We start from the raw sequence: 21,611 nt of genomic DNA on the forward strand, positions 1-21,611 counted from the left end.
TGCCGCGTACGACGTCCCGCCCGCGCATGTTCTGGTGCACCCTGCTCGGACTCGTCGCGTCCTTCGTCGCCGTGCAGGTCCTCGGGCTGTGGGGCGCCTCGGTGCTGACCGACCAGACCGCGGCGGGCGTGGACGCGCTGCTGGGCGGCGGTGCGGCGGGCGCGTTCGGGCTGCTGGCCGTGGCACTGGCCGCGGTGTGCAGCAACGCGATGAACGACTACAGCGGTTCGCTGGCCCTGCAGACCCTGGGCGTGCGGATACCGCGCCCGGTCGCCGCCGCCCTGGCCGCGGCGCTCGGCTTCCCGCTGGTGCTGTGGATGCACGCCGCCGACACCACGGCACGTTTCCAGAACGTGCTGCTGTTCGTGGGCTGCTGGATCCCCGGGTTCGTCGCGATCGTCGTCGTCGACTGGATCGCCCGGGGGCGGGAGCGCGCGGGCGCCCCGGTCGACGTCGCCGCCGAGATGTCCCGTCCGCGCCCTGGATGGCCGTCGCTGGTGGCCTTCGTCGCGGCGTTCGGCGCGGCCGTGCCGTTCATGGACACGAGCCTGTACGTCGGTCCGGTGGCCGACGCGCTGCACGGCGCCGATCTCTCCTACTACGTGGCGTTCCTCGTCGCCCTCGCCCTCTACGCCCCGCTGCGGCTGCGCCGCAGCGCCTGAGGGCCGCCGCCCGTCGCTCCGCCGGCCGAGGGCCCTGGCGCCCGTGGCCGTACCCGAGAGGAACCCCTCGCATGACCGCACCGCCCCGCGTCCTGACGATCGCCGGATCCGATTCCGGCGGAGGCGCAGGAATCCAGGCCGACCTCAAGACCATGCTCGCGCTGGGCGCCCACGGGATGAGCGTGCTCACCGCCGTGACCGCGCAGAACTCCGTGGGTGTGCAGGGGGCTTGGGAGCTGTCCGAGGAGGCGGTGCGGGCCCAGTACCGCAGTGTCGTCGACGACATCGGTGTCCAGGCCGTGAAGACGGGGATGCTCTCGTCGCCCGGACTCGTCGCCACGGTCGCCGAGTTGCTGTCCGACGTGGGCGCCCCGGTCGTCGTGGACCCGGTGAGCGTGTCCAAGCACGGGGACCGGCTGCTGGCCGAGGACGCCCTGGACGCCGTACGGACCCGGTTGCTGCCGCGCGCGACCGTGGCCACCCCGAATCTCGACGAGGTCGCCCAGCTCACCGGCGTGAAGGTGGACGGCGAGGCGGACATGCGCCGGGCCGCCGGACTGCTGCTCGCGTTCGGTCCCCGCTGGGTGCTGGTGAAGGGCGGCCATCTGCCGGGCCAGGCCGTCGATCTGCTCACCGACGGAACGGCCGAGCACTGGCTGCGCGCGCCCCGCCACGACAACCGGCACACGCACGGCACGGGGTGCACGCTCGCCTCGGCCATCGCGGTGGGCCTGGCCGGGGGCCTCGAAGTGCCGGAGGCGGTACGGCGGGCCAAGGCGTACGTGACCGCCGCGATCGAGGCCGGTTTCGCGCTCGGTGCCGGTATCGGACCGGTGGATCACGGATGGCGGCTGCGCCGGGACGGCTGACCTCGGCGCGGCGCGAAACCCGACGACCGGCACCCGTTCCGCCGTCCCGTACACCTCCTGCCCCGGCCGGTGAACACCTCGGCTCCCGGCGGCGTACTGATCGGCACAGCGACAGTCGTCTGCTCGCCCGTCAGGTACGCGGACAGGCAGATCCGGATCCAAGGAGCACACCATGAAGGCGTCCGCGCAGATCGGCGTCACAGGGCTCGCCGTGATGGGCCGCAATCTGGCCCGCAACTTCGCCCGGAACGGCTACACCGTCGCCGTCCACAACCGTACGCCCGCGCGCACCAAGGCACTGGTCGAGGAGTTCGGGCACGAGGGCGCCTTCGTCGCGGCCGAGTCGGCCGAGGACTTCGTGGCGGCGCTGGAGCGCCCGCGCCGCCTCATGATCATGGTGCAGGCGGGTGCGGCCACCGACGCCGTGATCGAGGAGTTCGCGCCGCTGCTCGAAACCGGCGACATGATCATCGACGGGGGCAACGCCCACTTCTCCGACACCCGCCGGCGTGAACAGTCGCTGCGCGAGCGCGGCATCCACTTCGTCGGCGCGGGTGTGTCCGGTGGCGAGGAGGGCGCCCTCAACGGGCCGAGCATCATGCCCGGCGGCTCCCCCGAGTCGTACGCCTCGCTGGGCCCGATGTTCGAGTCGATCAGTGCCAAGGTGGACGGCGAGCCCTGCGCCACGCACATCGGCACGGACGGCGCCGGTCACTTCGTCAAGATGGTGCACAACGGCATCGAGTACGCCGACATGCAGTTGATCGGGGAGGCCTACGACCTGCTCCGGCGCGTCGGGGGCTATACGCCGCCGCAGATAGCGGAGATCTTCCGGCGCTGGAACAAGGGCCGCCTCGACTCGTACCTCATCGAGATCACCGCCGAGGTGCTCGCGCACACGGACGCCGCCACCGGGGAGCCGTTCGTCGACATCGTGGTGGACGCCGCGGGACAGAAGGGCACCGGCCGCTGGACCGTGCAGACCGCCCTGGACCTCGGCTCCCCGGTCACCGCCATCGCGCAGGCGACCTTCGCCCGTGCCGCCTCCAGCCAGGACGGACTGCGCGCCGCCTATCGCGGCCTGCCCGGCGGCACCCACTGGGACCTGTCGGGGACCGAGGCCGAGCGTTTCACCAGCCAGGTCGAACACGCCCTGTACGCGTCGAAGCTGATCGCCTACGACCAGGGCTGGAAGATGATCCTGGACGCCGCCGCCGAGTACGGCTGGGACATCGACCTCGGCGAGGTGGCGAAGATCTGGCGCGGCGGCTGCATCATCCGCGCGGCGTTCCTCGACCGTATCCGCGCCGCGTACGCCGTCGACCCGGGCCTGGTCAGCCTGCTGTCCGACGCGGGGTTCGCCACCGAGATCAAGGACGCCCAGGTCCCGTGGCGCGAGGTCGTCTCCATCGCCACCCGCAGAGGCGTCCCGGTGCCCGCGTTCTCCGCCGCGCTGTCCTACTACGACACGCTGCGCGCCGACCGACTGCCGGCCGCCCTCACCCAGGGCCAGCGCGACTTCTTCGGCGCCCACACCTACCGGCGCACCGACCGCCAGGGCAGCTTCCACACGCTGTGGGGCGAGGCGTCCCGCGGCGAGACCGAGATGCTGTGAGCCCTGTCGGGCGATGAGTGAGCGCGGGGCGGGCCGCACATCCGTGGTGACGGACGTGCGGCCCGCTCAGTCGTGACCGCCGTGCGTCTCAACCGGCACGCGCGCAGGTCTCCTCGGCCCCGGCCACGAGTCGCGCCATCACCGCGGGCGCCAGCGACGGGTTGGCGGCCGCCGCTTCCACCACCTGCCGGTCGGGGTCGGAGCGCAGTTCCGCGATCACCTCCGGCGGGAGGGCCGGGTGAGAGGCGGCCACAGGTCTCGCCCGCTCGTCCGCGAGGCAGGAGAGCAGGGCCCGGGCCGTCGCGTTCGGGTGCCGTGCGACCTCCCGGTGCGCCTTCTGCGCCGGTGGCGCCTGACGCGTCAGGTGTTCCAACAGACCGGGAGTCGCACCGGGGTTGGCCGCCACCCGGGCGAGGACCCGGATTCCGTGCCGGTCGACCATGTCCCTCAACTGCCCTTCGGTGAGGCCTGGGTGCGGCGCGATGGCCTTGACCACCTTCGCGTCGGGGTCACTTGCCAGTGCGTCGCGTATCCCGGGCGGCAGATCTCGGCGTTGGGCCGCGAGCATGCGTGCCGCCGGGTCCGGCGACCGGGCCAGGTCCTCGATCTCGGCGGGAGTCGCGGCGGCGACACGGGGAAGCAGCGTCGCCCCGACCTTGGCGGTGCGGGCCAGTTCGGTGAGCACGTCGAGCGGGACACGGGGATGCCGGGCGAGGCCACGGCGCACCGCGACGTCCGGGTCCCGCGCCAGTACGCGGATGACGTCCTCGCCGGTCGCGGGGTTCTCGGCGAGGTCGGCACGGACGCCGGGAACGGGGTCCGCGGCGAGCCGGGCGCACACCTGCGGCGGCAGGTCCTCGCGGGCGGCGAGTGTCCAGCGCAGCAACATCGAAGGGTGGTCCGCGAAGCCGACGACCGCTTCCGTGGGCGTGGCCGGGTTGCGGAGTACCGCGACCCACATCGCGTGGACGGTCGACTCGTGGGAACCGTCGCAGGAGTCACCCGGACCCAGGTCGCAGTCCGTCCGGGGGCATTCCGGATCGTGGGTGAAGGGGGTCGCCTCGCGGTCGCAGACCAGGCAGTGTCGGGCGGGCGGCAGTCCCTCGCCTGCGATGAGCGCGGCCAGTACGTCCGAGGGTGTCGCCTCGTTGAACGCCACCGCACGGCGGACCTCGGCGTGCGGATGCTCCGCGAGCCTCGCAGCCGTCTCCGGTGTGGTCCACAGGGCGAGTTCCGCGACGACGCACGGCTCCGTGTCCGCGGCGAGTCGCTCCACGACGTCGGCCGGGAGGCCGGGGCAGGCGGCCAGCTTCTCCCGGCGTCCCGCCACGGGGTCCGCCGCGAGGAGCCGGGCCCACTCCGGGCTGCCGGATCCCTCGTCGAGCAGGGCGAGAGCGGTTTCGGGCTGGGTCACGGGATCGACGTCGGCGGCTGTCAGCTTCCCGGCGTAGGCGAGCCGCACGCCGCACCGCGGGTCGTGCGAGAAGAGAGCGACCGCCTGTGCGTGGCTCAGGTCCTCCCGGCCGGCGAGGTCATGGGCGAGGTCCGTGTCCGCGGTCGCGATCAGGCGGTCGACCAGTTCGGACGGCAGGGCCGGGTTGGCGGCGAGACCGCTCAGGACATGGTTCACAGGGGGCATCCTGCCCCGGTACGCGGTGGAGCGGCCCGGGATTTTCCCCGCGCGAAGTCACTGGGCGGCGAGTCCACGGAACCTGAACCGGCCCCGGACGCGTTCGGTCAGGGCGGGTTCGGGCACGGGGTTGTCCCGCAGGGTGAAGGGGATGCCCAGGATTCGTCCTTGGCGGCGCCGATCTTGTGGAAGGACAGGACGTCCACGCGGTCGACGTTGCCGAACCCGGAGAGGAGCCGGGCGAGTCCGTCGATGGGCTCGGGGGCGTCGGTGTGGCCGGGGACCAGGACGTAGCGGATCCCGGAGAGTTCGGGGCGAGGGCGCCGAAGGCCTTCGTCCACGGGGCCGTTCGGCCCCGGGCGTCAGGTGGGCAGATCGACTCCGTACAGCGTGCGCCCTCCGACGAGTTCGCGTCCGGTGACCAGTTCGGACGCGATCCGGATGAAGACGTCGCGGGGCGAGGCCACCCAGGAGCGCGGTCCGGTCCGGGTGAGGCGGTCGTGTTCGACGGGGTCGCTCACCACCAGGGCGCGGCCCGTGACGACCACGCTCCAACCGGAGTGCGCGTTCGCGTCCACCGAGTCGGCCTCGAACGCCACGACCACGCCGTCGATGGAGCGGGCCAGTTCCGAGTCGGCCGACGTCCGCAGCACGACCGCGGACTCGCCGTCGAGGCTGAAGTTGACGGGCAGGACGGCGGGCAGGGCGTCCCGCGTGTGGACGACCCTGCCGATGGGCGCGTCACCGAGCCGGTCCAGGCACTCCTGTCGGCCGAGTTCACGGAAGCCGTCGTTGGGATTCATCACCGGATCCAACTCTCACGCGTCGGAGCGACACAGCAGTACAGCGACATACGGTTCAGACTCGGACGGTCCGCGCGCGGGGAACAGGGACCGTTGGTCCCGGGCGGGCGGAAAGTGGCCGCTTCGCCGCGCCTGTGCCGCCGGCCTCGGGGCGGCCCGTGTCACCGGGCTCCGGGACCGCGTCGCCGGCCCGGGGCCCTCGTCAGTGGACGACGATCCGGCGGCCCGAAATCCTTTCCTCGTCGACGCGCATCCACAGGTCGCGCTCCTCGCCGCCGGCCCAGGGACGGCTGTGGGCGAGGGCGTCGAGCCGCCGGACGACGTCGGCGCCGGTCACGGCACGGGCGCGTCCCTGGACGAGCACGCTCCAGCCCTGGCTGAGGGCCTCGTCGACGTGATCCACCTCGAAGGCGACGTGGGCCCCGACCGCCGCGGCGAGTACCGAACCGGGCGCCGTCCTGAAACCGACCGCCCCGTCGACGACGCTGTAGTTGACGGGAAGGACGACCAGTCCGTCGGTCGTGTGGGCGGCGATCCTTCCGACACCGTGTGTCGACAGCCGTGCCCGGCACTCCGCGGGGTCGAGCTCGATCAGCTCGGAGTGACCGGCGGCGCGCCCGGCGCCCGGCGGCAGGCTCGCCCCGCCGCCGTGCAGCGCGGCGACGCTGGTGTCGAGGGCGTCCGCGATCCGGATCAGGGCGCTCGTCCCGGGGGTCGCGCTGGGCTGCTGCTCCAGGTACCGGAGGTAGCCGGTCGCGATGCCCGCACGGAGGGCCGCGTCCTGCCGGGTCAGGCCGAGTTCCTCGCGCCGCGCGGCGATACGCCGCCCGACGTCGCCCGCCCCCGCCGCCCGTCGCGTCTCGTCCACCATGACGCTTCGTGTCTGTTCGGACATGACCATCACTCCCCTTCCGGCGGGGCGTCCCGGCGGGTGGAGTGCTCCACGAGCGGAGTGTCCCGACGAGCGGAACGTCCGACGGCCAGGACGGGCAGTGCCTCGCCAACGGCTCGTCGAGTACGTAAATCGACTTCGTACATCCACCCTGACCGGGGAAGATGCTTCGCGCATGGGCCGATCGGGCCCCATCGGGGGGCCGGACGACCTCTGCCACCGCTCGCGCGCGCAGCGATCCCCTTGCACTGTTGGGGTGTAACGAGGAGGTGCGGTGCCATGCGCGGAGCACAGAGTGCGAGGCAGTGGTGCTGGCGCTGGCGGAGGAATCCGCTGCGTCGCCGTGACGACGTCTTCGAGGCGTGGATCGTGCTGATCGTCTGGACGGTGATGGTGCTGGGCGGCACCCTCGCCGGTCTGGTGACGGCCCACGCCGCCGAGGAATCCTTCACGCGGCTGCGCCACGACCGGCACGCCGTCCCGGCCGTCCTGGTCGTCGGTACGGGATCGGCGGCACCCGCCGGGGAGGGCGCGGTCTACGACCACGTCCGGGCGACGGTCAGATGGACGGCCGCGAACGGGGCGCCACGCGTCGGCAGTGCCCTGGTGGAATCCGGGCAGAAGGCCGGATCGCACGTGGTGATCTGGCTGGACGCGCAAGGCCGGCCCACCACGGCACCGCCGACCACGAGCGCCGCGGCCACCGAGTCCACCCTGCTGGGCATCGGCGCCGCCGTGGCCCTGTGCGGTCTGGTCTTCGGCGCCGGCGGTCTCGCCCGGTGGCGGCTCGACCAGGGACGCTACAACCGGTGGGAGCGCGAGTGGGAACGGCTGGGACCGCAGTGGGGGCACAAGACGCCCTGACACAGGTGCGGCCGCTCCCCCATGGGTGCGGCTGTTCCCCGCGGTCGCGGGCGCGGCCGTCAGGGGTGCGGCTGTCCACCCCTCGGCATCCTGGACGCGAGGACGCGGAAGGGCCCCGGGGAAGATTCCCGGGGCTCTTCCGCGCGTGACGGTGACCGAGCGGTCGGCCGTGCGGGATTCCGGGCGGTCAGTCGATCACGGCGGCGTCCGGGTGCTCCGGATCGAGCCCGAGCACGACCTCCTCGCACCCGGGGGCGTCCTCGGCGGGCCGCGCGTCGGCTCGTACGAGAACCTCCCGGGCGACGATGCCGTCCGGCCCCGCGGCGCCCTCACGTACACGCGAGGGCGCCGCGGGAACGCGTTCGCGGTTACCGCAGCCAGGGGGCTCCGGCTCACTACGGGAAGCCGCTCCCAGAGGCGGCCCAGACCCCAGGTGGCGCCGGCGCCCGCGACGGCGAGCGCCACGAGGACGACCGCGTAGATCACGTGGTAGTCGACGAGGGGGTTGGACGACATGCTCGGCGAGCCGTCGGACAGGTGGCGGGCGGGCGGCCATTCGGCGAGCCACATGAACGTCATCATCACCGTGCCGGCGACCGCGGCGAGCCGCAGGGCGACACCGGCGACGAGGGCGGCGCCGACGCCGAGCAGGCCTGCCATGAACAGCCAGTCGACCCAGTCGGCTCCCGCCCAGGAGTGGAACGTCGACTCCATCGGTCCGGCGGCGACTCCGCCGAGGAATCCCCTGGTGGGCGAGCCGCCGTCGATCCAGCCCTTGCCGGACGGGGTGGCGTAGCCGAACCCGAGGGTCTTGTCGAGGAAGGCCCACAGGAAGACGAACCCCGTGAGGAGACGCAGACCCGCGAAGGCGTACGAACCGAGCGTGGTGACCGAGGTGTTCGCGGCGTCACCCGATGCCTGTGCCGATCGGATCCCGCGCGACGGAAGGTGGAACCCCGTGCGCCGGTGAGGTTGCTCGTGGACTGCCATGATGCTGGTCCCTCCCAGGGGTGTTCGACATGGTCCCGGTCTCGGCCTCGGCCTTGACCGCTTCCGTTGCGCCTTCAATGTCCTGCGCCCGCAAGGGAGTTCGGAGGGGCCGCGAGTCCCTGACGGCGGGGCCGAAGGTCCCTGCTCCGCGTCGCCCGGGACCGGTACGACCGGACCGTGCGCGTGGCGGAGGAGGTCGCGGTCCCGGCCCGTGCCATGCGGCCCGCCACGGGGGCCGCATGGCCCATGGCGGCGGACGGGCTGCGGGCGGAGATTTGAGACGGAAGGGTCACACGCCAGGAAGAGGCCGGATCATGAGCACTTCCACCACATCCACCATGCTGCGGGCGCTGCCCGCCGATCACCGGGAGCTGCTCCTGCGGCTGGCCCGCGAAGTGTCGTTCCCCGAGGGCGCCCGGCTCTTCGAGGAAGGCGCCCACGCGGACCGGTTCTGGATCATCCGGACCGGGACGGTGGCCCTCGACCTGCGGGTCCCGGGCCGCCGCGCGGCCGTCATCGAGATCCTCGGACACAACGAACTCGTCGGCTGGTCCTGGCTGTTCGCCCCGCACACCTGGCATCTGGGCGCCGAGGCGACCAGCCCCGTGCGCGCCTACGAGTTCGACGCCGAGGACGTCCGGGCGCTGTGCCGCGACGATCCCGAACTGGGGATGGCCGTGGCGCAGTGGGCCGGCGCGATCGTCGCCCACCGGCTCCAGTCGGCCCGGACCCGGCTGCTCGACCTGTACGCCCCCTACGGAAGCGGCAGCCCACGCTGAGAGCGGGCGGCGCGTGACGCTGATGACCGACGTAGGCTTCGACCTGACGGGCCCGGAATACGGCCCGGAGGTGTGAGCCGGCCGCCGCCCGCGACGCGCGAGCGGACGGCATTGGGCCGGTCGGCCCTAGTCCGGCGGGACCGGAAGCGTGATGATCGACCTGAGGGGACTCGCGGTCCATGGGTCCATTACCGAACAAGGGGTCGTCATGGCCGAGGCGCGAACGTTCTCCGAGAGGAACCCGATCAGGGTCTTCCTGCTCGACGACCACGAGGTGGTGCGCCGTGGTCTGACCGACCTCCTGGACGCCGAACCGGACATCTCGGTGGTCGGCGACGCGGACAGCGTGGAGCACGCCCTCGTCCGCGGCCCCGCGCTGCGCCCCGACGTGGCCGTCCTCGACGTACGCCTCCCGGACGGCGACGGCATCAGCGTCTGCCGGGAGCTGCGCAGCCAGATGCCCGAGCTGTCCTGTCTGATGCTGACGTCGTTCGACGACGAGGAAGCGCTGCTCGACGCGATCATGGCCGGGGCGTCGGGCTACGTACTGAAGCAGATCAAGGGTTCCGACCTGATCTCGGCGGTCCGTACCGTCGCGTCCGGCCAGTCGATGCTGGACCCCACGACGACCGCCCGGCTGATGCGCAAGCTGCGCGCGGACCCGGCCGAGGAGCCGCCCGTCTCGCAGGAGCTCGCCGGTCTCTCGCCGCGCGAGCGGGACATCCTGGCGCTGATCGGGGACGGGCTCACGAACCGTGAGATCGGCAAGGAGCTCTATCTGTCGGAGAAGACGGTGAAGAACCACATCTCCCGGCTGCTGGCCAAGCTCGGCGTCCATCGCCGCGTCCAGGCCGCGGTTCTCGCCAACCAGCTCGAACACCCGGAGGCGGCGGCCGGCCACCACTCCGCGCGCTGAGTCCCCGGCCGGTCCCGGCCCGGCTCACCCCGCCGGTCCCCCGGTCACGGGCACCGGTCCGGCAGCGTGAGCGTGCAGGATTCGCCCGGTGCCACCGTGACCGTGCGGTCCGCCAGGGTGATGTCGATCGGCGGCTCGTCCGACGCCGGCACGCTGACGTTCAGCCGCCCCGCGCTCAGGTGCAGTTGCACACCACGGTGACCGCGGTAGCGGATCGAGAGACCGTACTCGGACAGCTCCGGCAGCGGGACCGGGTCGAACCGCAGCGCTCCGCCGCGGGTCTCCAGACCGGTCAGCCCGCGCTGGACGAGATCGAGGGTGCCCGCCATCGCGCCCAGGTGGATGCCCTCCCCCGTGGTGCCGCCCTGGAGGTCGGCGATGTCGCCCTGCAGGGCCTCGTGGATGTACGTCCATGCCTCGGCGCGCCGGGCCCGGCCCAGCACCCAGCCGTGCACCAGGCTGCTCAGCGTCGAACCGTGGCTCGTACGCCTCAGGTAGTGGTCGACGGTGCGCCGCCAGAGGGCGTCGTCGACCTCGTGGCCGAGCCTGCGGAACAGGGCGCCGAGTTCGGCGGGCGAGAAGAGATAGCCCAGCATCAGCACGTCCGCCTGCTTCGAGGCCTGGTAGCGGTTGACGCTGTCGCCCTCGGCCTCCAGGATCCGGTCGAGCCGCCGGATGTCGCCGTACCGCTTCCGGTAGCCGTCCCAGTCGAGCTCCGCGAGGTCCCCGTACCCCTCGAACTGACTGACGACACCGGCGTGGAAGGGCACGTGCAGTCCGTTCGCCACCTCGTGCCAGAGGTCGAGTTCGGCGGGGTCGAGACCGGTCCGCTCGACGAGGTCCCGGCGCAGCAGCTCGGGCAGCTCGCCCAGCACGTCGAGCGTGCGGAAGAGCACCCAAGCGGCTGTGACGTTGGTGTACGCGTTGTCGTCGAGCCCGGGCCGGACGGCGTCCGGGTAGGCGTCGTGGTACTCGTCGGGGCCCACGACACCGCGGATCCGGTACCGGCCGAGGGTGCCGTCGTACTCGGCGAAGCCGGCCCAGAAGCGGGAGATCTGCACGAGCATCTCGACGCCCTTGGTGTGCAGGAACTCGGCGTCGCCGCTCGCCTCGCAGTACTGCCACACGTTGTAGGCGATCGCCGATCCGACGTGGTGCTGGAGGTGCGAGTGGTCGGGCAGCCACCGCCCGGAACGCGGGTTCAGGTGGAGTCGCTGGGTCTCCTCCCGTCCGTCGCTGCCGCTCTGCCACGGATACATCGCACCGGTGCGGCCGGCGTCCTGGGCCGCGCGGCGGGCCCGCTCCAGACGGCGGTGGCGGTAGGTGAGCAGGGAGCGGGAGACCTCGGGGAAGTGGAGGTTCAGATAGGGCAGCACGAACAGTTCGTCCCAGAAGACGTGCCCCCGGTAGGCCTCGCCGTGCAGGCCGCGCGCCGGGACGCCGACGTCGAGCTCGGCGGTGTGCGGGGAGAGCGTCTGGAGCACGTGGAACAGGTGCAGGCGCAGGTTCGAGCCCACGCTGTCGCGCACGTCCAGTTCGGCGTTGCGCCACAGTTGCTGCCACGCGGTGCGGTGCGTGTCCAGGAGTGTCTCGAAGTCCGCGGCGCGCCCGACCCGGTCGAGGGCCGCGTCCAGCGGGTCCTTGATCGCCGGGTCGTGGGAGGTGTGCAGGGCCACGGTCTTGTCCACGGTCACCGTCCGGCCGTCCGTCAGCGCGATCCTGAGCGACTGTGCGGCGCGGCCCGGGGTGTGCGCGTCCGTGGTGTCGGCGGGCGCGTCCGTGACGGTCCGGGCGGCCAGTCCGATGCCGGTCTCCGAGGCGGTGGTGCGGCAGCGCAGCCAGACCGTGTCCGGCTTCCCGGTACCGGTCCCGAGGTCCGTCAGGTGGCGGGACGCGAGGGAGCGATAGCGCTCGACTCCGCTGTTGGTGACGGTCCCGTCGAGTGCCGACTCGATCTCGACGGGGCCGGACCAGCCCTCGGCCGTCACCTCCGTGCGCAGCAGGGCGAGGTGGGGATCGGCCATGTGGACCAGGCGGAGCTGGCGCACGGCGAGGCGCCGGCCCTCCTCGTCCTCGTAGCGCGAGGAGCGTTCCAGGGTGCCCGCGACCAGGTCGAGGCGCAGCCGGTGGTCGAGCAGCCGGTGGGAGTCGGGGGTGAGCCAGGTCCCGGTGGCGGTCCGTACGCGCAGGGGCAGCCAGTTGGGGAGGTTGACCATGTCCTCGTTCTCGATCTGCTGCCCGGCCACCTGTGAGGTCAGACGGTTGTAGCAGCCCGCCGCGTAGGTGCCCGGGTAGTGGACGGAGTCGGCGGCGCACTCGGGGACCGCTCCCCGGGTCGCGAAGTACCCGTTGCCGAGGGTGCACAGCGATTCGCGCAGGCGTTCCTGCGCCGGGTGGTAGCCCTCGTAGTCCCAGGTGAGGTCGTCCATTCCTCCATCCTCCGGCACGGGCGGCCCGCCGTCCTCGCGGCACGCGCGCGCGGCGGCGGGCCTCTTGCCGTGCTCGCCGGCTCGGTGTCTCAGCCGGTCCAGGTCCAGTCCGCGACCTCGGGCAGGTCGGTGCCGTGCTCGCGGATCCAGATGCCGTGGCGGGACCGGGCGTCGGCCATCTTCTGGCGCAGGGCGGCGGCGCGGACTCCGAGTCCGGGGACGCGGTCGATGACGTCCATGACGAGCCGGTAGCGGTCCATGTCGTTGCGGACGACCATGTCGAAGGGGGTCGTGGTGGTGCCCATCTCCTTGTAGCCGCGCACATGGAGGTTCCGGTGACCGGTGCGGCGGTAGGCGAGCCGGTGGATGAGCCAGGGATAGCCGTGGTAGGCGAAGATGACCGGCTTGTCCTTGGTGAACAGTCCGTCGTACTCGAAGTCGCTCATCCCGTGCGGGTGTTCCTCGCGCGGCAGCAGCCGGGTCATGTCGACGACGTTGACGACCCGGACGGCGAGCTCGGGCAGATGGCGGCGCAGCAGGCTGGAAGCGGCCAGGATCTCCTGGGTGGGGACGTCGCCCGCGCAGGCGAGGACGACGTCGGGGTCCCGGTCGGTGTCGGCCGTTCCCGCCCAGTCCCAGATTCCGGCGCCGCGGGCGCAGTGGGCGCGGGCCTCGTCCATGGACAGCCAGTCGAAGCAGGGCTGTTTGCCGGCGACGACGACGTTCACGTAGTCGCGGCTGCGCAGTACGTGATCCGCCACGGACAGCAGGGTGTTGGCGTCCGGCGGGAGGTAGACCCGCACGACCTCGGGGCTCTTGTTGAGGACGTGGTCGACGAAGCCGGGGTCCTGGTGCGAGAAGCCGTTGTGGTCCTGGCGCCAGACATGCGAGGTGAGCAGGTAGTTGAGGGAGGCGACCGGGGCGCGCCAGTGCAGTCCGCGTGAGGTCCTGAGCCACTTGATGTGCTGGTTGACCATGGAGTCGACGATGTGCACGAACGCCTCGTAGCAGGAGAAGAGTCCGTGCCGGCCGGTGAGGGTGTAGCCCTCCAGCCAGCCCTGGCAGGTGTGTTCGGAGAGGATCTCCATGACGCGGCCGTGCCGGTCCAGGTGTTCGTCCACCGGCAGGATCGCGGCCTGCCACGCCTTGCCGCTGGCGCCGAACACGGCGTCCAGGCGGTTGGAGGCCGTCTCGTCGGGGCCGACGAGCCGGAAGTCCCGGCGCTCCGAGGTCTCCCGCATGACGTGTTCGAGGAGGCCGCCGAGGACCCGGGTCGGTTCGTGGAGGGTGACGCCCGGCTTGTCGACGGGGACGGCGAAGCGGTCCAGGGGCGGGAGCGGCAGATCGCGCAGGAGGAGTCCGCCGTTGGCGTGCGGGGTGGCGCCGAGCCGCCGGGAGCCCTCGGGCACGCAGGCCAGGACGTCCGCCACGGGCCGGCCCTCGGCGTCGAAGAGTTCCTCGGGGCGGTAGGAGCGCAGCCAGCTCTCCAGTTGCCTCAGGTGTTCCGGGTTCTCGCGGACGCCGGCCAGGGGCACCTGGTGGGCGCGCCAGGTTCCTTCGACGGGCTCGCCGTCGACCTCCGCGGGGCCGGTCCAGCCCTTGGGGGTGCGCAGCACGATCATCGGCCAGTGGACGCGCTCGCTCACCCCCTCCTCGCGGGCCGTCTGCTGCATGACGGCGATGCGGTCGAGGGCGTCGTCCATCGCGGCCGCCATGGCCCGGTGCACCTGGGCGGGGTCGTCGCCGGTGACGTGGATCGGTTCGTGGCCGTATCCGCGCAGCAGTTCGTCGAGTTCGGCCTCCGGGAGGCGGGAGAGCACGGTCGGGTTGGCGATCTTGTAGCCGTTGAGGTGCAGGACCGGCAGGACGGCGCCGTCGTGGACCGGGTCGAGGAACTTGTTGGAGTGCCAGGACGCGGCGAGCGGTCCCGTCTCCGCCTCGCCGTCGCCGATCACGCAGGCGACCAGCAGCCCGGGGTTGTCGAAGGCGGCTCCGTAGGCGTGGGCGAGGGAGTAGCCGAGTTCGCCGCCCTCGTGGATGGAGCCGGGCGTCTCGGGAGCGACATGGCTGGGGACTCCGCCGGGGAAGGAGAACTGCCGGAACAGCCTCTCCATGCCCTCCAGGTCCCGGGGCACGGAGGGGTACGTCTGGCTGTACGTGCCCTCCAGCCAGGAGTTCGCCAGCACGGCCGGGCCGCCGTGCCCGGGGCCCCAGACGCACAGCGCGTCCAGCTTGCGTGCCTTGATCACCCGGTTGAGGTGGGTGTGGACCAGGTTGAGGCCGGGTGAGGTGCCCCAGTGGCCGAGCAGGCGGGGCTTGATGTGCGCGGGAGTCAGGGGCTCGGCGAGCAGCGGGTTGGACATCAGATAGATCTGGCCCACGGCAAGGTAGTTGGCGGCCCGCCAGTGGGCGTCCAGCGTGCGCAGTTCGTCGTCGGTCAGTACCGTGCTGTCCTGATGTTCTGCCTTGGGCATGGTGACTCCGTAGGTCGTCGGGGTGTGTCGGCGAGGCGGGTCATCGCGGCGCTTCACGGGAGGCGTCATCGGGCGGAGGAGGCGGCATGGCCGGCGAGAAGACGGCGAAGGTGCCGCTCGCGGCGTACGAGCGGGAGCTGCTGCGTCTGCAGACGGAGCTGGTGAAGCTTCAGGAGTGGGTGCGGACCGAGGGCGCCCGTGTGGTCGTGGTCTTCGAGGGCCGGGACGCCGCGGGCAAGGGCGGCACGATCAAGCGGGTGGCGGAACATCTGAACCCGCGTGTCGCGCGGATCGCGGCGCTGCCCACGCCGACCGAGCGCGAGCGCACCCAGTGGTACTTCCAGCGGTACGTGGAGCATCTGCCGGCCGCCGGGGAGATCGTGCTGTTCGACCGGAGCTGGTACAACCGCGCCGGGGTCGAGCACGTCATGGGCTTCTGTACGAAGGAGGAGCACCAGATCTTCCTGCGGCAGTGCCCGATCTTCGAGCGGATGCTGGTCGAGGCGGGTGTGCTGCTGCGCAAGTACTGGTTCTCGGTGAGCGACGCGGAGCAGCAGAAGCGGTTCCGGCGCCGGCTGAAGGACCCCACGCGGCGCTGGAAGCTGTCCCCCATGGATCTGGAGTCGATCACCCGCTGGGAGGCGTACTCCCGGGCGAAGGACGAGATGCTGGTGCACACGGACATCGTCGAGGCGCCGTGGTTCGTGGTCGAGAGCGACGACAAGCGCCGCGCCAGACTGAACATGATCGCCCATCTGCTGTCCACCGTCCCGTACCACGAGGTTCCGCCGCCGGTGCTGGAGCTGCCCGAGCGCCCGCCGTCGACGGGCTACGTGCGCCCGCCGCGCGATCTGCAGACGTTCGTCCCGGACCACGCGGCGAGCCTCTGATCCGTTCACGCCCGGGGGTCAGCTCCCTTCTCCGAAGTCGAAGACAATGCGGGCCTGGATCCGGCCGTTCAGGACCTCGTCGATGGACTCGTTGACCGATTCGAGGGACCGGGACTCGCGGATGACCCGGGTCCGGCCCGCCGCGTGCAGCTCGAACACCTCGGCCAGGTCCTGCCGGGTGCCGACGATGGAGCCGATCACGGAGGTGCCGTTCAGCACGGTCTCGAAGATCGGGACCTGGATCGTGCCGTGCGCCGGCATCGCGACCATGACGAGCTTCCCGCCCCGTCGCAACCCGGTGTACACCGCGGAGAACGCCTCCTCGTTGACCGCGAGCGCGAGCGCGGCGTGGGCTCCGCCGTGGCTCCGCAGGACCTCGCCCGGGTCCTCCTTGCGGGCGTCGATCACGATGTCGGCGCCGAGTTCCGCGGCGAGTTCGAGCTTGCCGTCCGTGACGTCGATCGCCGCCACGGTCGCCCCGGCGATCTTCGCGTACTGCAGGGCCAGATGGCCGAGTCCGCCCACCCCGGAGATGGCGACGAGCTGGCTGGGCCGGACGTCGGCGACCTTCAGCGCCTTGTACGTGGTGACGCCGGCGCAGGTGAGCGGGGCCGCGTCGAGCGGGGAGATCCCCTCGGGCACGGGCTGGGCGAAGTCGGCCCAGGCGAGCATCTTCTCGGCGTAGCCGCCGTCGTATCCGTAGCCGGTGTTGAGCTGCTGCTCGCACAGGGTCTCCCAGCCGGAGAGGCAGTGCTCGCAGCGTCCGCACGCCTTGCCGAGCCAGGGCACGGCCACCCGCTGTCCCACCGTGAGATGGGTGACGCCGTCGCCCAGCGCCTCGACCAGGCCGACGCCCTCGTGTCCGGGGACGAACGGCGGGCTCGGCTTGACCGGCCAGTCGCCGTGGGCCGCGTGGATGTCGGTGTGGCAGAGCCCGGAGGCCTCCAGCCGGACCCGGACCTGGCCGGGTCCCGGCTCGGGATCCGGGCGCTCCTCGATGACCAGCGGCTCACCGAACGCTCGTACGACTGCAGCTTTCATCAGGTGTCTCTCCTTGCGCGATCGGACTGCGATCGGCACCGGGCCCGGGTGCGGCCCGTGGCGATCACGAGTGCGGTACGACGGCCACGGGGGCGGTGGCGTGGTGGAGCACGGCGTGCGTGACGGGCCCGATGTGGGCGCCGAGCGCGCCATGGCGGATCCTGCGGCCCACGACGACGAGCGAGGCTTCCCGGGAGGCGTCCACGAGGTGGTTGGCCGGCTTGCCCGACAGGGAGTCCTCGATGATCTCGACGGCCGGGTACTTCTCGCGCCAGGTCCGCAGGGCCACCGTCATGGCGGAGGCGTCCTCGGCGGCCAGCCGGGCGTTCATCTTCAGGTCCGGCGGCAGCCCGTACGCGATGTAGGGCGGTTCGTTCCAGGAGTGCACGACCCTGAGCGCCGTGTCGCGCAGGAGGGCCGCCTCGAAGGCGAAGCCGATCAGCGAGTCGTCCGGGGCGCCGGTGTCGAGTCCGAGCACGACGGGGCGGAAGGGCGCCACGGCGGAGGGGATGCCCGTCGGGTCCGCAACGTGCTCGTCCGCGGCCTGTTCACCGGCCCGTACGAACACCACGGGCCGCTCGGCGTGGGCCGCGACGGCCAGCCCCACGGAGCCGACCATGAATCCGCCCGCCCCGCTCAGCCCGCGCGTGCCGAGGACCAGGAGTTCGGCGTCGTCCGCGGCCTTCAGGAGCGCCTCCGCGGGCCGGCCCGTGAGCTGCTCTGTGCCGACCTCGACTCCCGGGTGACGTGCCCGCACCCCTTCGGCCGCTTCGCGCGGGATCCGCTCGCTCCAGTGCTGGTGGGTCTCGGCTCCGAGCAGCGGGGCCTGGGCCAGCGGGTCCGGGGCCGGTTCCCAGACGTTGACCAGCCTGACCGGCAGACCGCGCAGCCGTGCCTCGCGGGCGGCCCATTCGGCGGCGGCGAGACTCTCGGGAGAACCGTCGAGGCCCACGGTGACGGTGCGGGGCATGATGTCCACCTCCTGAATCGGGAGCCCTGTGGGGCTCCGATTCCAGCGTCGTGTCGAGCGGTCGGTCGGGGGCAGGGGCCGCAGGTCCCCGATGCGGGCCGTTCGGCCCATGCGGGCGTTCGGCGCGCGGACCCACCCGGGACGGGGTGGTGGTCGATGAACGGGTTCACCGGCGTGCCCGGTGAACCGTCCGCCCGGTGCCGCGCGCCCGCCCGGCAACCCATGTCGCCCCGTCATCACGATGCCCGCGACCGCGGACATCCGCAGCGCGACGCCGCCGATCAGGCCTCCCCGAGGGCCGCTCTGGTCCGTTCGAGACGGGCGCGTTCGGCCGCGCTGCCGGTGAGCTCGATGGCGGCGTCGTACGCCCGCAGCGCCTCGGCGTCGCGTCCGAGCCGGCGCAGCAGCTCGGCCCGTACGGCGTGGAAGGCGTGGTACCCCTCCAGGTCCAGCTCGTCCACGAGCGCGAGGGCGGTCCGCGGTCCCTCGGTCTCGGCCACGGCGACCGCACGGTTGAGGGCCACGACCGGGCTGGGCGCGAGCGACATGAGCTGGTCGTACAGCGTGAGGATCTGGCCCCAGTCCGTGGCGGCGGCGGTCGGCGCGTCGCTGTGGACGGCGTTGACCGCGGCCTGGATCTGGTACGGCCCCGGCCGGTCCCGGCGCAGACAGCGGCGCACGAGGGCCTGGCCCTCGGTGATCAGGTCCCGGTCCCAGAGCGTCCGGTCCTGTTCGGCGAGGAGGACCAGGTCACCGTTCGCCGTCGTACGGGCGGGCCGCCGGGCCTCGACGAGCAGCATCAGCGCGAGCAGCCCGAGCGCCTCGGGCTCGTCCGGCATGAGCTCGGCGAGGAGGCGTCCGAGGCGCAGGGCCTCGGCGCAGAGGTCCGCGCGGCCCCCGTACCCCTCGTTGAAGACGAGGTAGACGACAGCCAGGACACCCCTGACACGGTCGGGCAGGTCCGCGTCGCGCGGGACGCGGTAGGGGATGCCCGCGTCGCGGATCTTGGCCTTGGCGCGGACGATCCGCTGGGCCATGGTGGGTTCGGGGACGAGGAAGGCGCGCGCGATCTGCGCGGTGGTCAGCCCGCCGAGGAGCCGCAGGGTGAGGGCGACCTGGGCCTGGGATGCCAGCGCGGGGTGGCAGCAGGTGAAGATCAGACGCAGCCGGTCGTCGCGCACGGGGCCCTCCTCCACGGGGTCGTCCGGGACCTGCAGCCGGGCGGCCTCGGTCTGCCGGGCGGCGCGGGTGGACTCGCGGCGCAGCCGGTCGACGGCGCGGTTGCGGGCGGTCGTGATGATCCAGCCGGCCGGGCTCGGCGGTACGCCGGTCTCCGGCCACTTCGCCATGGCCGTGGCGAACGCGTCCTGGACGGCTTCCTCGGCGAGGTCGATGTCGCCGAGGAAGCGGATCAGGACGGCGACCGCCCGGCCGTACTCGGCGCGGAAGACGGCCTCGACGTCATCGGCGCCGACGGCCATCAGTCCTCGGTCTCGTGCGTGAACGGGCGCACCTCGATCGGGAGCGTCGTCGCCAGCGCCGCCTTGCGCCCCCAGGTCAGCGCCGCGTCGAGGTCGGGCGCCTTGATCAGACAGATCCCGCCCAGATACTCCTTGCTCTCCGCGTAGGGCCCGTCGGTGACCAGGACGTCGCCGTCCCGGGCCCGCAGCACGGTGGCGGTGTCCGGCGCGTGCAGTCCCCCGGCGAACACCCAGGCGCCGGCCTCGCGCAGCTCCGTGTGGAACACCTCCAGCTTGTGCATGATCTCTTCCAGGACCTCGGGCGCGGGCGGCTCGCCCTGCGGCTGCATCACGCTCAGCAGGTAGTACTTCATGATGTGTCCTCCTCGGTGGTCCCACTCGGCGTCTTTCCCCCTACACGAACGGGACGGCGCCGGATCGACACACGCCACGACGACAGCGGGAGATTCCTTCGATGACCGTCCCACCGCATCCTCTCGTCGCCGCGGCCCGGGACCTGGCGTCCCGGGTGCTGGCACCGCTGGCCGAGGAGGTGGACCGGGACGGCGTGCCCCCGAGCAGCGTCGAGGCCCTCAAGCGGTCGGGGCTGCTCGGGATCACCGCGCCGGTCGCGGACGGCGGCTCGGCGGCGCCCGCCCCGGTGGTCCGCGAGACCGCGGAGATCCTGGCCGGGGCGTGCTGCTCGACGTGGTTCGTGCAGACCCAGCACCACACGCCGGTGGCGACTCTGGCGAGGAGCGGTCTTCCGGTACGGGAGCGTCTGCTGGGTCCGCTCGCGCGCGGTGAGCTGCTGTCCGGTGTCGCGTACGCCCAGTTGCGGGCCCACCCGCGCGTCCCGGTACGGGTCACACGCGAGCGCGGCGGCTGGCGCTTCGACGGGACGGTCCCGTGGTACACCGGCTGGGGGCTGAACGACGTCATGCTGCTGGCCGGGGTGACGGACGACGACGAGGCGCTGTTCGCGTTCACGGAGGCGCGCGAGCAGCCGGGGCTGCGCCCGTCCCCGCCGATGCGGCTCGCCGCGCTCTCCGCGTCCCGGACGGTCTCGCTGGAGCTGGACGGGCTGTGGCTGCCCGACGACGCGGTGGCGCTGCGCACCCCGTACGCGTCCTGGGCGGTCACCGACCGGCCCAGGAACACCAATGCCTCACCGGCCGTCTTCGGGATCACCGCGAGGGCGATCGGCCTCCTGGAGGACGATCCCTCGGCCGGGGACACGGCGGCCAGGCTGCGGGCGCGTCTCGACGAGGTCCGGCGGCAGGCGTACGAGCTCGCCGACCACCCGGTGCCGGCCGAGCGGATCGAGGAGCGGCTGGAGTGCAAGACACGGGCGTACGACGTGATGCGGGCGGCCACCACGGCGGCGGTCGTGGCCGGAGGCGGGCGGGCGATGGATCTGCGCAGTCCGGCCCAACGGCTCGCCCGCGAAGGGATGTTCCTCCTCGTGCAGGGGCAGACGGCCGAGGTGCGCGCCGCGCACCTCGGCTCGCTGGGCTCGCTCGGGCGGCCCGGTCCGCTCAGCCGCTGAAGGGCACCTGTGCCACCGGTACGGGCGGGCTCGCGAACGGATGCCGCCACAGGCCACGCTCGGTGAGCCGGGGCAGGACGCCTTCGCCGAACCAGTAGGCCTCCTCCAGATGCGGATAGCCGGAGAGCACGAACTCGTCGATGCCGAGGGCGTGATACTCCCCGATCCGGTCGGCGACCTCCTCGTGGCTGCCGACCAGCGCGGTGCCCGCTCCGCCGCGCACCAGACCGATACCGGCCCACAGATTGGGGTGGATCTCCAGTCCGTCCCGGCCGCCGCCGTGCAGCGCGAGCATGCGCCGCTGACCCTCGGACTCGCTGCGGGCGAGCCCCTCCTGCACGGACCGTACGGTCGCCGGGTCGAAGCCGTCGAGGAGCCGGCGGGCTTCGGCCCAGGCCTGCTCGGAGGTGTCGCGGGTGATGACGTGCAGCCGGATGCCGAACCGCGGGGTCCGGCCCTCCTTCGCCGCGAGCCCGCGGATCCAGGCGATCTTCTCGGCGACCTGGGCGGGCGCTTCGCCCCAGGTGAGGTAGACGTCGGCGTGGCGGGCGGCGATCTCACCGGCGACCGGTGAGGAGCCGCCGAAGTAGACCTCGGGGACCGGGTCGGGGACCCGGGCGAGCCGGGCGTCCGCCACCCGGAGGTGTTCGCCGGACAGGTCGACGGTCCCGCCGTCCCACAAGTCCCGGACGATCTCCAGGAATTCGCCGGTACGACGGTAGCGGGCGTCCTTGTCGAGGAAGTCGCCGTACGCGCGCTGCTCGTGGCTCTCGCCGCC

General features: G+C 72.5%; 19 protein-coding genes and 1 pseudogene. 8 read left to right on the top strand and 12 right to left on the bottom strand.

Annotation, left to right across the window (positions count from 1 at the left end; genetic code table 11):
* The 3 genes from ACWEBX_RS30480 to gndA form a co-directional block, all read left to right on the top strand.
* Window positions 1-662 (top strand): cytosine permease (locus ACWEBX_RS30480; protein WP_451888013.1); only part of this gene is annotated, 662 nt, incomplete at its 5' end.
* A gap of 71 nt (window positions 663-733) precedes the next feature.
* Window positions 734-1,531 (top strand): bifunctional hydroxymethylpyrimidine kinase/phosphomethylpyrimidine kinase, encoded by a 798-nt coding sequence (thiD, locus tag ACWEBX_RS30485; RefSeq protein ID WP_451888014.1) that lies wholly within the window; start codon window positions 734-736, stop codon window positions 1,529-1,531.
* A 172-nt stretch (window positions 1,532-1,703) separates the two neighbouring features.
* Window positions 1,704-3,146, top strand: a complete 1,443-nt coding sequence (gndA, locus tag ACWEBX_RS30490; RefSeq protein WP_451888015.1) for an NADP-dependent phosphogluconate dehydrogenase — start codon at window positions 1,704-1,706, stop codon at window positions 3,144-3,146.
* 88 nt (window positions 3,147-3,234) lie between these two features.
* Here the strand turns inward: gndA and ACWEBX_RS30495 are convergent, their stop codons facing one another.
* From ACWEBX_RS30495 to ACWEBX_RS30510, 4 genes are all read right to left on the bottom strand, one after another.
* Window positions 3,235-4,776 carry a hypothetical protein gene (locus tag ACWEBX_RS30495; protein ID WP_451888016.1) on the bottom strand — a complete coding sequence of 514 codons (1,542 nt, stop codon included), beginning with the start codon at window positions 4,774-4,776 and terminating at the stop codon, window positions 3,235-3,237.
* A 107-nt stretch (window positions 4,777-4,883) separates the two neighbouring features.
* Window positions 4,884-5,117 carry a hypothetical protein gene (locus tag ACWEBX_RS30500; RefSeq protein WP_451888017.1) on the bottom strand — a complete coding sequence of 78 codons (234 nt, stop codon included), beginning with the start codon at window positions 5,115-5,117 and terminating at the stop codon, window positions 4,884-4,886.
* Between the two features lie 21 nt (window positions 5,118-5,138).
* Window positions 5,139-5,579: a pyridoxamine 5'-phosphate oxidase family protein gene (locus tag ACWEBX_RS30505; RefSeq protein WP_451888018.1), complete on the bottom strand. Its 441-nt coding sequence runs from the start codon at window positions 5,577-5,579 to the stop codon at window positions 5,139-5,141.
* Window positions 5,580-5,781: 202 nt separating this feature from the next.
* Window positions 5,782-6,474 (bottom strand): helix-turn-helix domain-containing protein, encoded by a 693-nt coding sequence (locus ACWEBX_RS30510; protein WP_451888019.1) that lies wholly within the window; start codon window positions 6,472-6,474, stop codon window positions 5,782-5,784.
* A 276-nt stretch (window positions 6,475-6,750) separates the two neighbouring features.
* On the opposite strand from ACWEBX_RS30510, the gene ACWEBX_RS30515 reads away from it, so the two are divergent.
* Window positions 6,751-7,335 carry an Rv1733c family protein gene (locus ACWEBX_RS30515; RefSeq protein ID WP_451888020.1) on the top strand — a complete coding sequence of 195 codons (585 nt, stop codon included), beginning with the start codon at window positions 6,751-6,753 and terminating at the stop codon, window positions 7,333-7,335.
* 368 nt (window positions 7,336-7,703) lie between these two features.
* Here the strand turns inward: ACWEBX_RS30515 and ACWEBX_RS30520 are convergent.
* A pseudogene (locus tag ACWEBX_RS30520) lies at window positions 7,704-8,325 on the bottom strand (hypothetical protein).
* Between the two features lie 314 nt (window positions 8,326-8,639).
* Between ACWEBX_RS30520 and ACWEBX_RS30525 the strand changes: the two are divergent.
* Both ACWEBX_RS30525 and ACWEBX_RS30530 read left to right on the top strand, forming a co-directional pair.
* Window positions 8,640-9,104 carry a cyclic nucleotide-binding domain-containing protein gene (locus tag ACWEBX_RS30525; RefSeq protein WP_451888021.1) on the top strand — a complete coding sequence of 155 codons (465 nt, stop codon included), beginning with the start codon at window positions 8,640-8,642 and terminating at the stop codon, window positions 9,102-9,104.
* 208 nt (window positions 9,105-9,312) lie between these two features.
* Entirely contained in the window at window positions 9,313-10,020 is a 708-nt protein-coding gene (locus ACWEBX_RS30530) for a response regulator (RefSeq protein ID WP_451888022.1), read from the top strand.
* Window positions 10,021-10,064: 44 nt separating this feature from the next.
* Here the strand turns inward: ACWEBX_RS30530 and ACWEBX_RS30535 are convergent, their stop codons facing one another.
* Complete coding sequence (locus ACWEBX_RS30535) at window positions 10,065-12,449, bottom strand: glycoside hydrolase family 65 protein (protein WP_451888023.1); 2,385 nt, start codon at window positions 12,447-12,449, stop codon at window positions 10,065-10,067.
* Between the two features lie 89 nt (window positions 12,450-12,538).
* Complete coding sequence (locus ACWEBX_RS30540; protein WP_451888024.1) at window positions 12,539-14,923, bottom strand: phosphoketolase family protein; 2,385 nt, start codon at window positions 14,921-14,923, stop codon at window positions 12,539-12,541.
* Between the two features lie 86 nt (window positions 14,924-15,009).
* Between ACWEBX_RS30540 and ppk2 the strand changes: the two genes are divergently transcribed.
* Window positions 15,010-15,813 carry a polyphosphate kinase 2 gene (ppk2, locus tag ACWEBX_RS30545; protein ID WP_451888025.1) on the top strand — a complete coding sequence of 268 codons (804 nt, stop codon included), beginning with the start codon at window positions 15,010-15,012 and terminating at the stop codon, window positions 15,811-15,813.
* 18 nt (window positions 15,814-15,831) lie between these two features.
* Here the strand turns inward: ppk2 and ACWEBX_RS30550 are convergent, their stop codons facing one another.
* From ACWEBX_RS30550 to ACWEBX_RS30565, 4 genes are all read right to left on the bottom strand, one after another.
* Entirely contained in the window at window positions 15,832-16,854 is a 1,023-nt protein-coding gene (locus ACWEBX_RS30550) for a zinc-dependent alcohol dehydrogenase (RefSeq protein WP_451888026.1), read from the bottom strand.
* A gap of 64 nt (window positions 16,855-16,918) precedes the next feature.
* On the bottom strand, window positions 16,919-17,824 hold the full coding sequence (locus ACWEBX_RS30555; RefSeq protein ID WP_451888027.1) for a universal stress protein: 906 nt from the start codon (window positions 17,822-17,824) through the stop codon (window positions 16,919-16,921).
* 281 nt (window positions 17,825-18,105) lie between these two features.
* Window positions 18,106-19,305 (bottom strand): RNA polymerase sigma factor, encoded by a 1,200-nt coding sequence (locus tag ACWEBX_RS30560; protein WP_451888028.1) that lies wholly within the window; start codon window positions 19,303-19,305, stop codon window positions 18,106-18,108.
* A complete protein-coding gene (locus tag ACWEBX_RS30565; RefSeq protein ID WP_451888029.1) occupies window positions 19,305-19,658 on the bottom strand; it encodes a YciI family protein in 354 nt (117 codons plus the stop codon). Before ACWEBX_RS30565 ends, ACWEBX_RS30560 begins: the two co-directional genes overlap by 1 nt.
* Window positions 19,659-19,759: 101 nt before the next feature.
* Here ACWEBX_RS30565 and ACWEBX_RS30570 point away from each other — a divergent pair, with 101 nt between their 5' ends.
* A complete protein-coding gene (locus tag ACWEBX_RS30570) occupies window positions 19,760-20,833 on the top strand; it encodes an acyl-CoA dehydrogenase family protein (RefSeq protein WP_451888030.1) in 1,074 nt (357 codons plus the stop codon).
* Here the strand turns inward: ACWEBX_RS30570 and ACWEBX_RS30575 are convergent.
* A partial coding sequence (locus tag ACWEBX_RS30575) for an LLM class flavin-dependent oxidoreductase (protein WP_451888031.1) occupies window positions 20,823-21,611 on the bottom strand: 789 nt, incomplete at its 5' end. The genes ACWEBX_RS30570 and ACWEBX_RS30575 overlap by 11 nt on opposite strands.

Source organism: Streptomyces sp. NPDC005070 (assembly GCF_053600395.1).

Bases quoted from the DNA above. Each gene is read 5' to 3' on its own strand.
- ppk2 (WP_451888025.1), top strand. From the start codon at position 15,010: ATGGCCGGCGAGAAGACGGCGAAGGTGCCGCTCGCGGCGTACGAGCGG.
- ACWEBX_RS30525 (WP_451888021.1), top strand. From the start codon at position 8,640: ATGAGCACTTCCACCACATCCACCATGCTGCGGGCGCTGCCCGCCGAT.
- ACWEBX_RS30510 (WP_451888019.1), bottom strand. From the start codon at position 6,474: ATGTCCGAACAGACACGAAGCGTCATGGTGGACGAGACGCGACGGGCG.
- ACWEBX_RS30535 (WP_451888023.1), bottom strand. From the start codon at position 12,449: ATGGACGACCTCACCTGGGACTACGAGGGCTACCACCCGGCGCAGGAA.
- thiD (WP_451888014.1), top strand. From the start codon at position 734: ATGACCGCACCGCCCCGCGTCCTGACGATCGCCGGATCCGATTCCGGC.
- gndA (WP_451888015.1), top strand. From the start codon at position 1,704: ATGAAGGCGTCCGCGCAGATCGGCGTCACAGGGCTCGCCGTGATGGGC.
- ACWEBX_RS30530 (WP_451888022.1), top strand. From the start codon at position 9,313: ATGGCCGAGGCGCGAACGTTCTCCGAGAGGAACCCGATCAGGGTCTTC.
- ACWEBX_RS30550 (WP_451888026.1), bottom strand. From the start codon at position 16,854: ATGAAAGCTGCAGTCGTACGAGCGTTCGGTGAGCCGCTGGTCATCGAG.
- ACWEBX_RS30505 (WP_451888018.1), bottom strand. From the start codon at position 5,579: ATGAATCCCAACGACGGCTTCCGTGAACTCGGCCGACAGGAGTGCCTG.
- ACWEBX_RS30515 (WP_451888020.1), top strand. From the start codon at position 6,751: ATGCGCGGAGCACAGAGTGCGAGGCAGTGGTGCTGGCGCTGGCGGAGG.
- ACWEBX_RS30565 (WP_451888029.1), bottom strand. From the start codon at position 19,658: ATGAAGTACTACCTGCTGAGCGTGATGCAGCCGCAGGGCGAGCCGCCC.
- ACWEBX_RS30555 (WP_451888027.1), bottom strand. From the start codon at position 17,824: ATGCCCCGCACCGTCACCGTGGGCCTCGACGGTTCTCCCGAGAGTCTC.
- ACWEBX_RS30570 (WP_451888030.1), top strand. From the start codon at position 19,760: ATGACCGTCCCACCGCATCCTCTCGTCGCCGCGGCCCGGGACCTGGCG.
- ACWEBX_RS30540 (WP_451888024.1), bottom strand. From the start codon at position 14,923: ATGCCCAAGGCAGAACATCAGGACAGCACGGTACTGACCGACGACGAA.
- ACWEBX_RS30560 (WP_451888028.1), bottom strand. From the start codon at position 19,305: ATGGCCGTCGGCGCCGATGACGTCGAGGCCGTCTTCCGCGCCGAGTAC.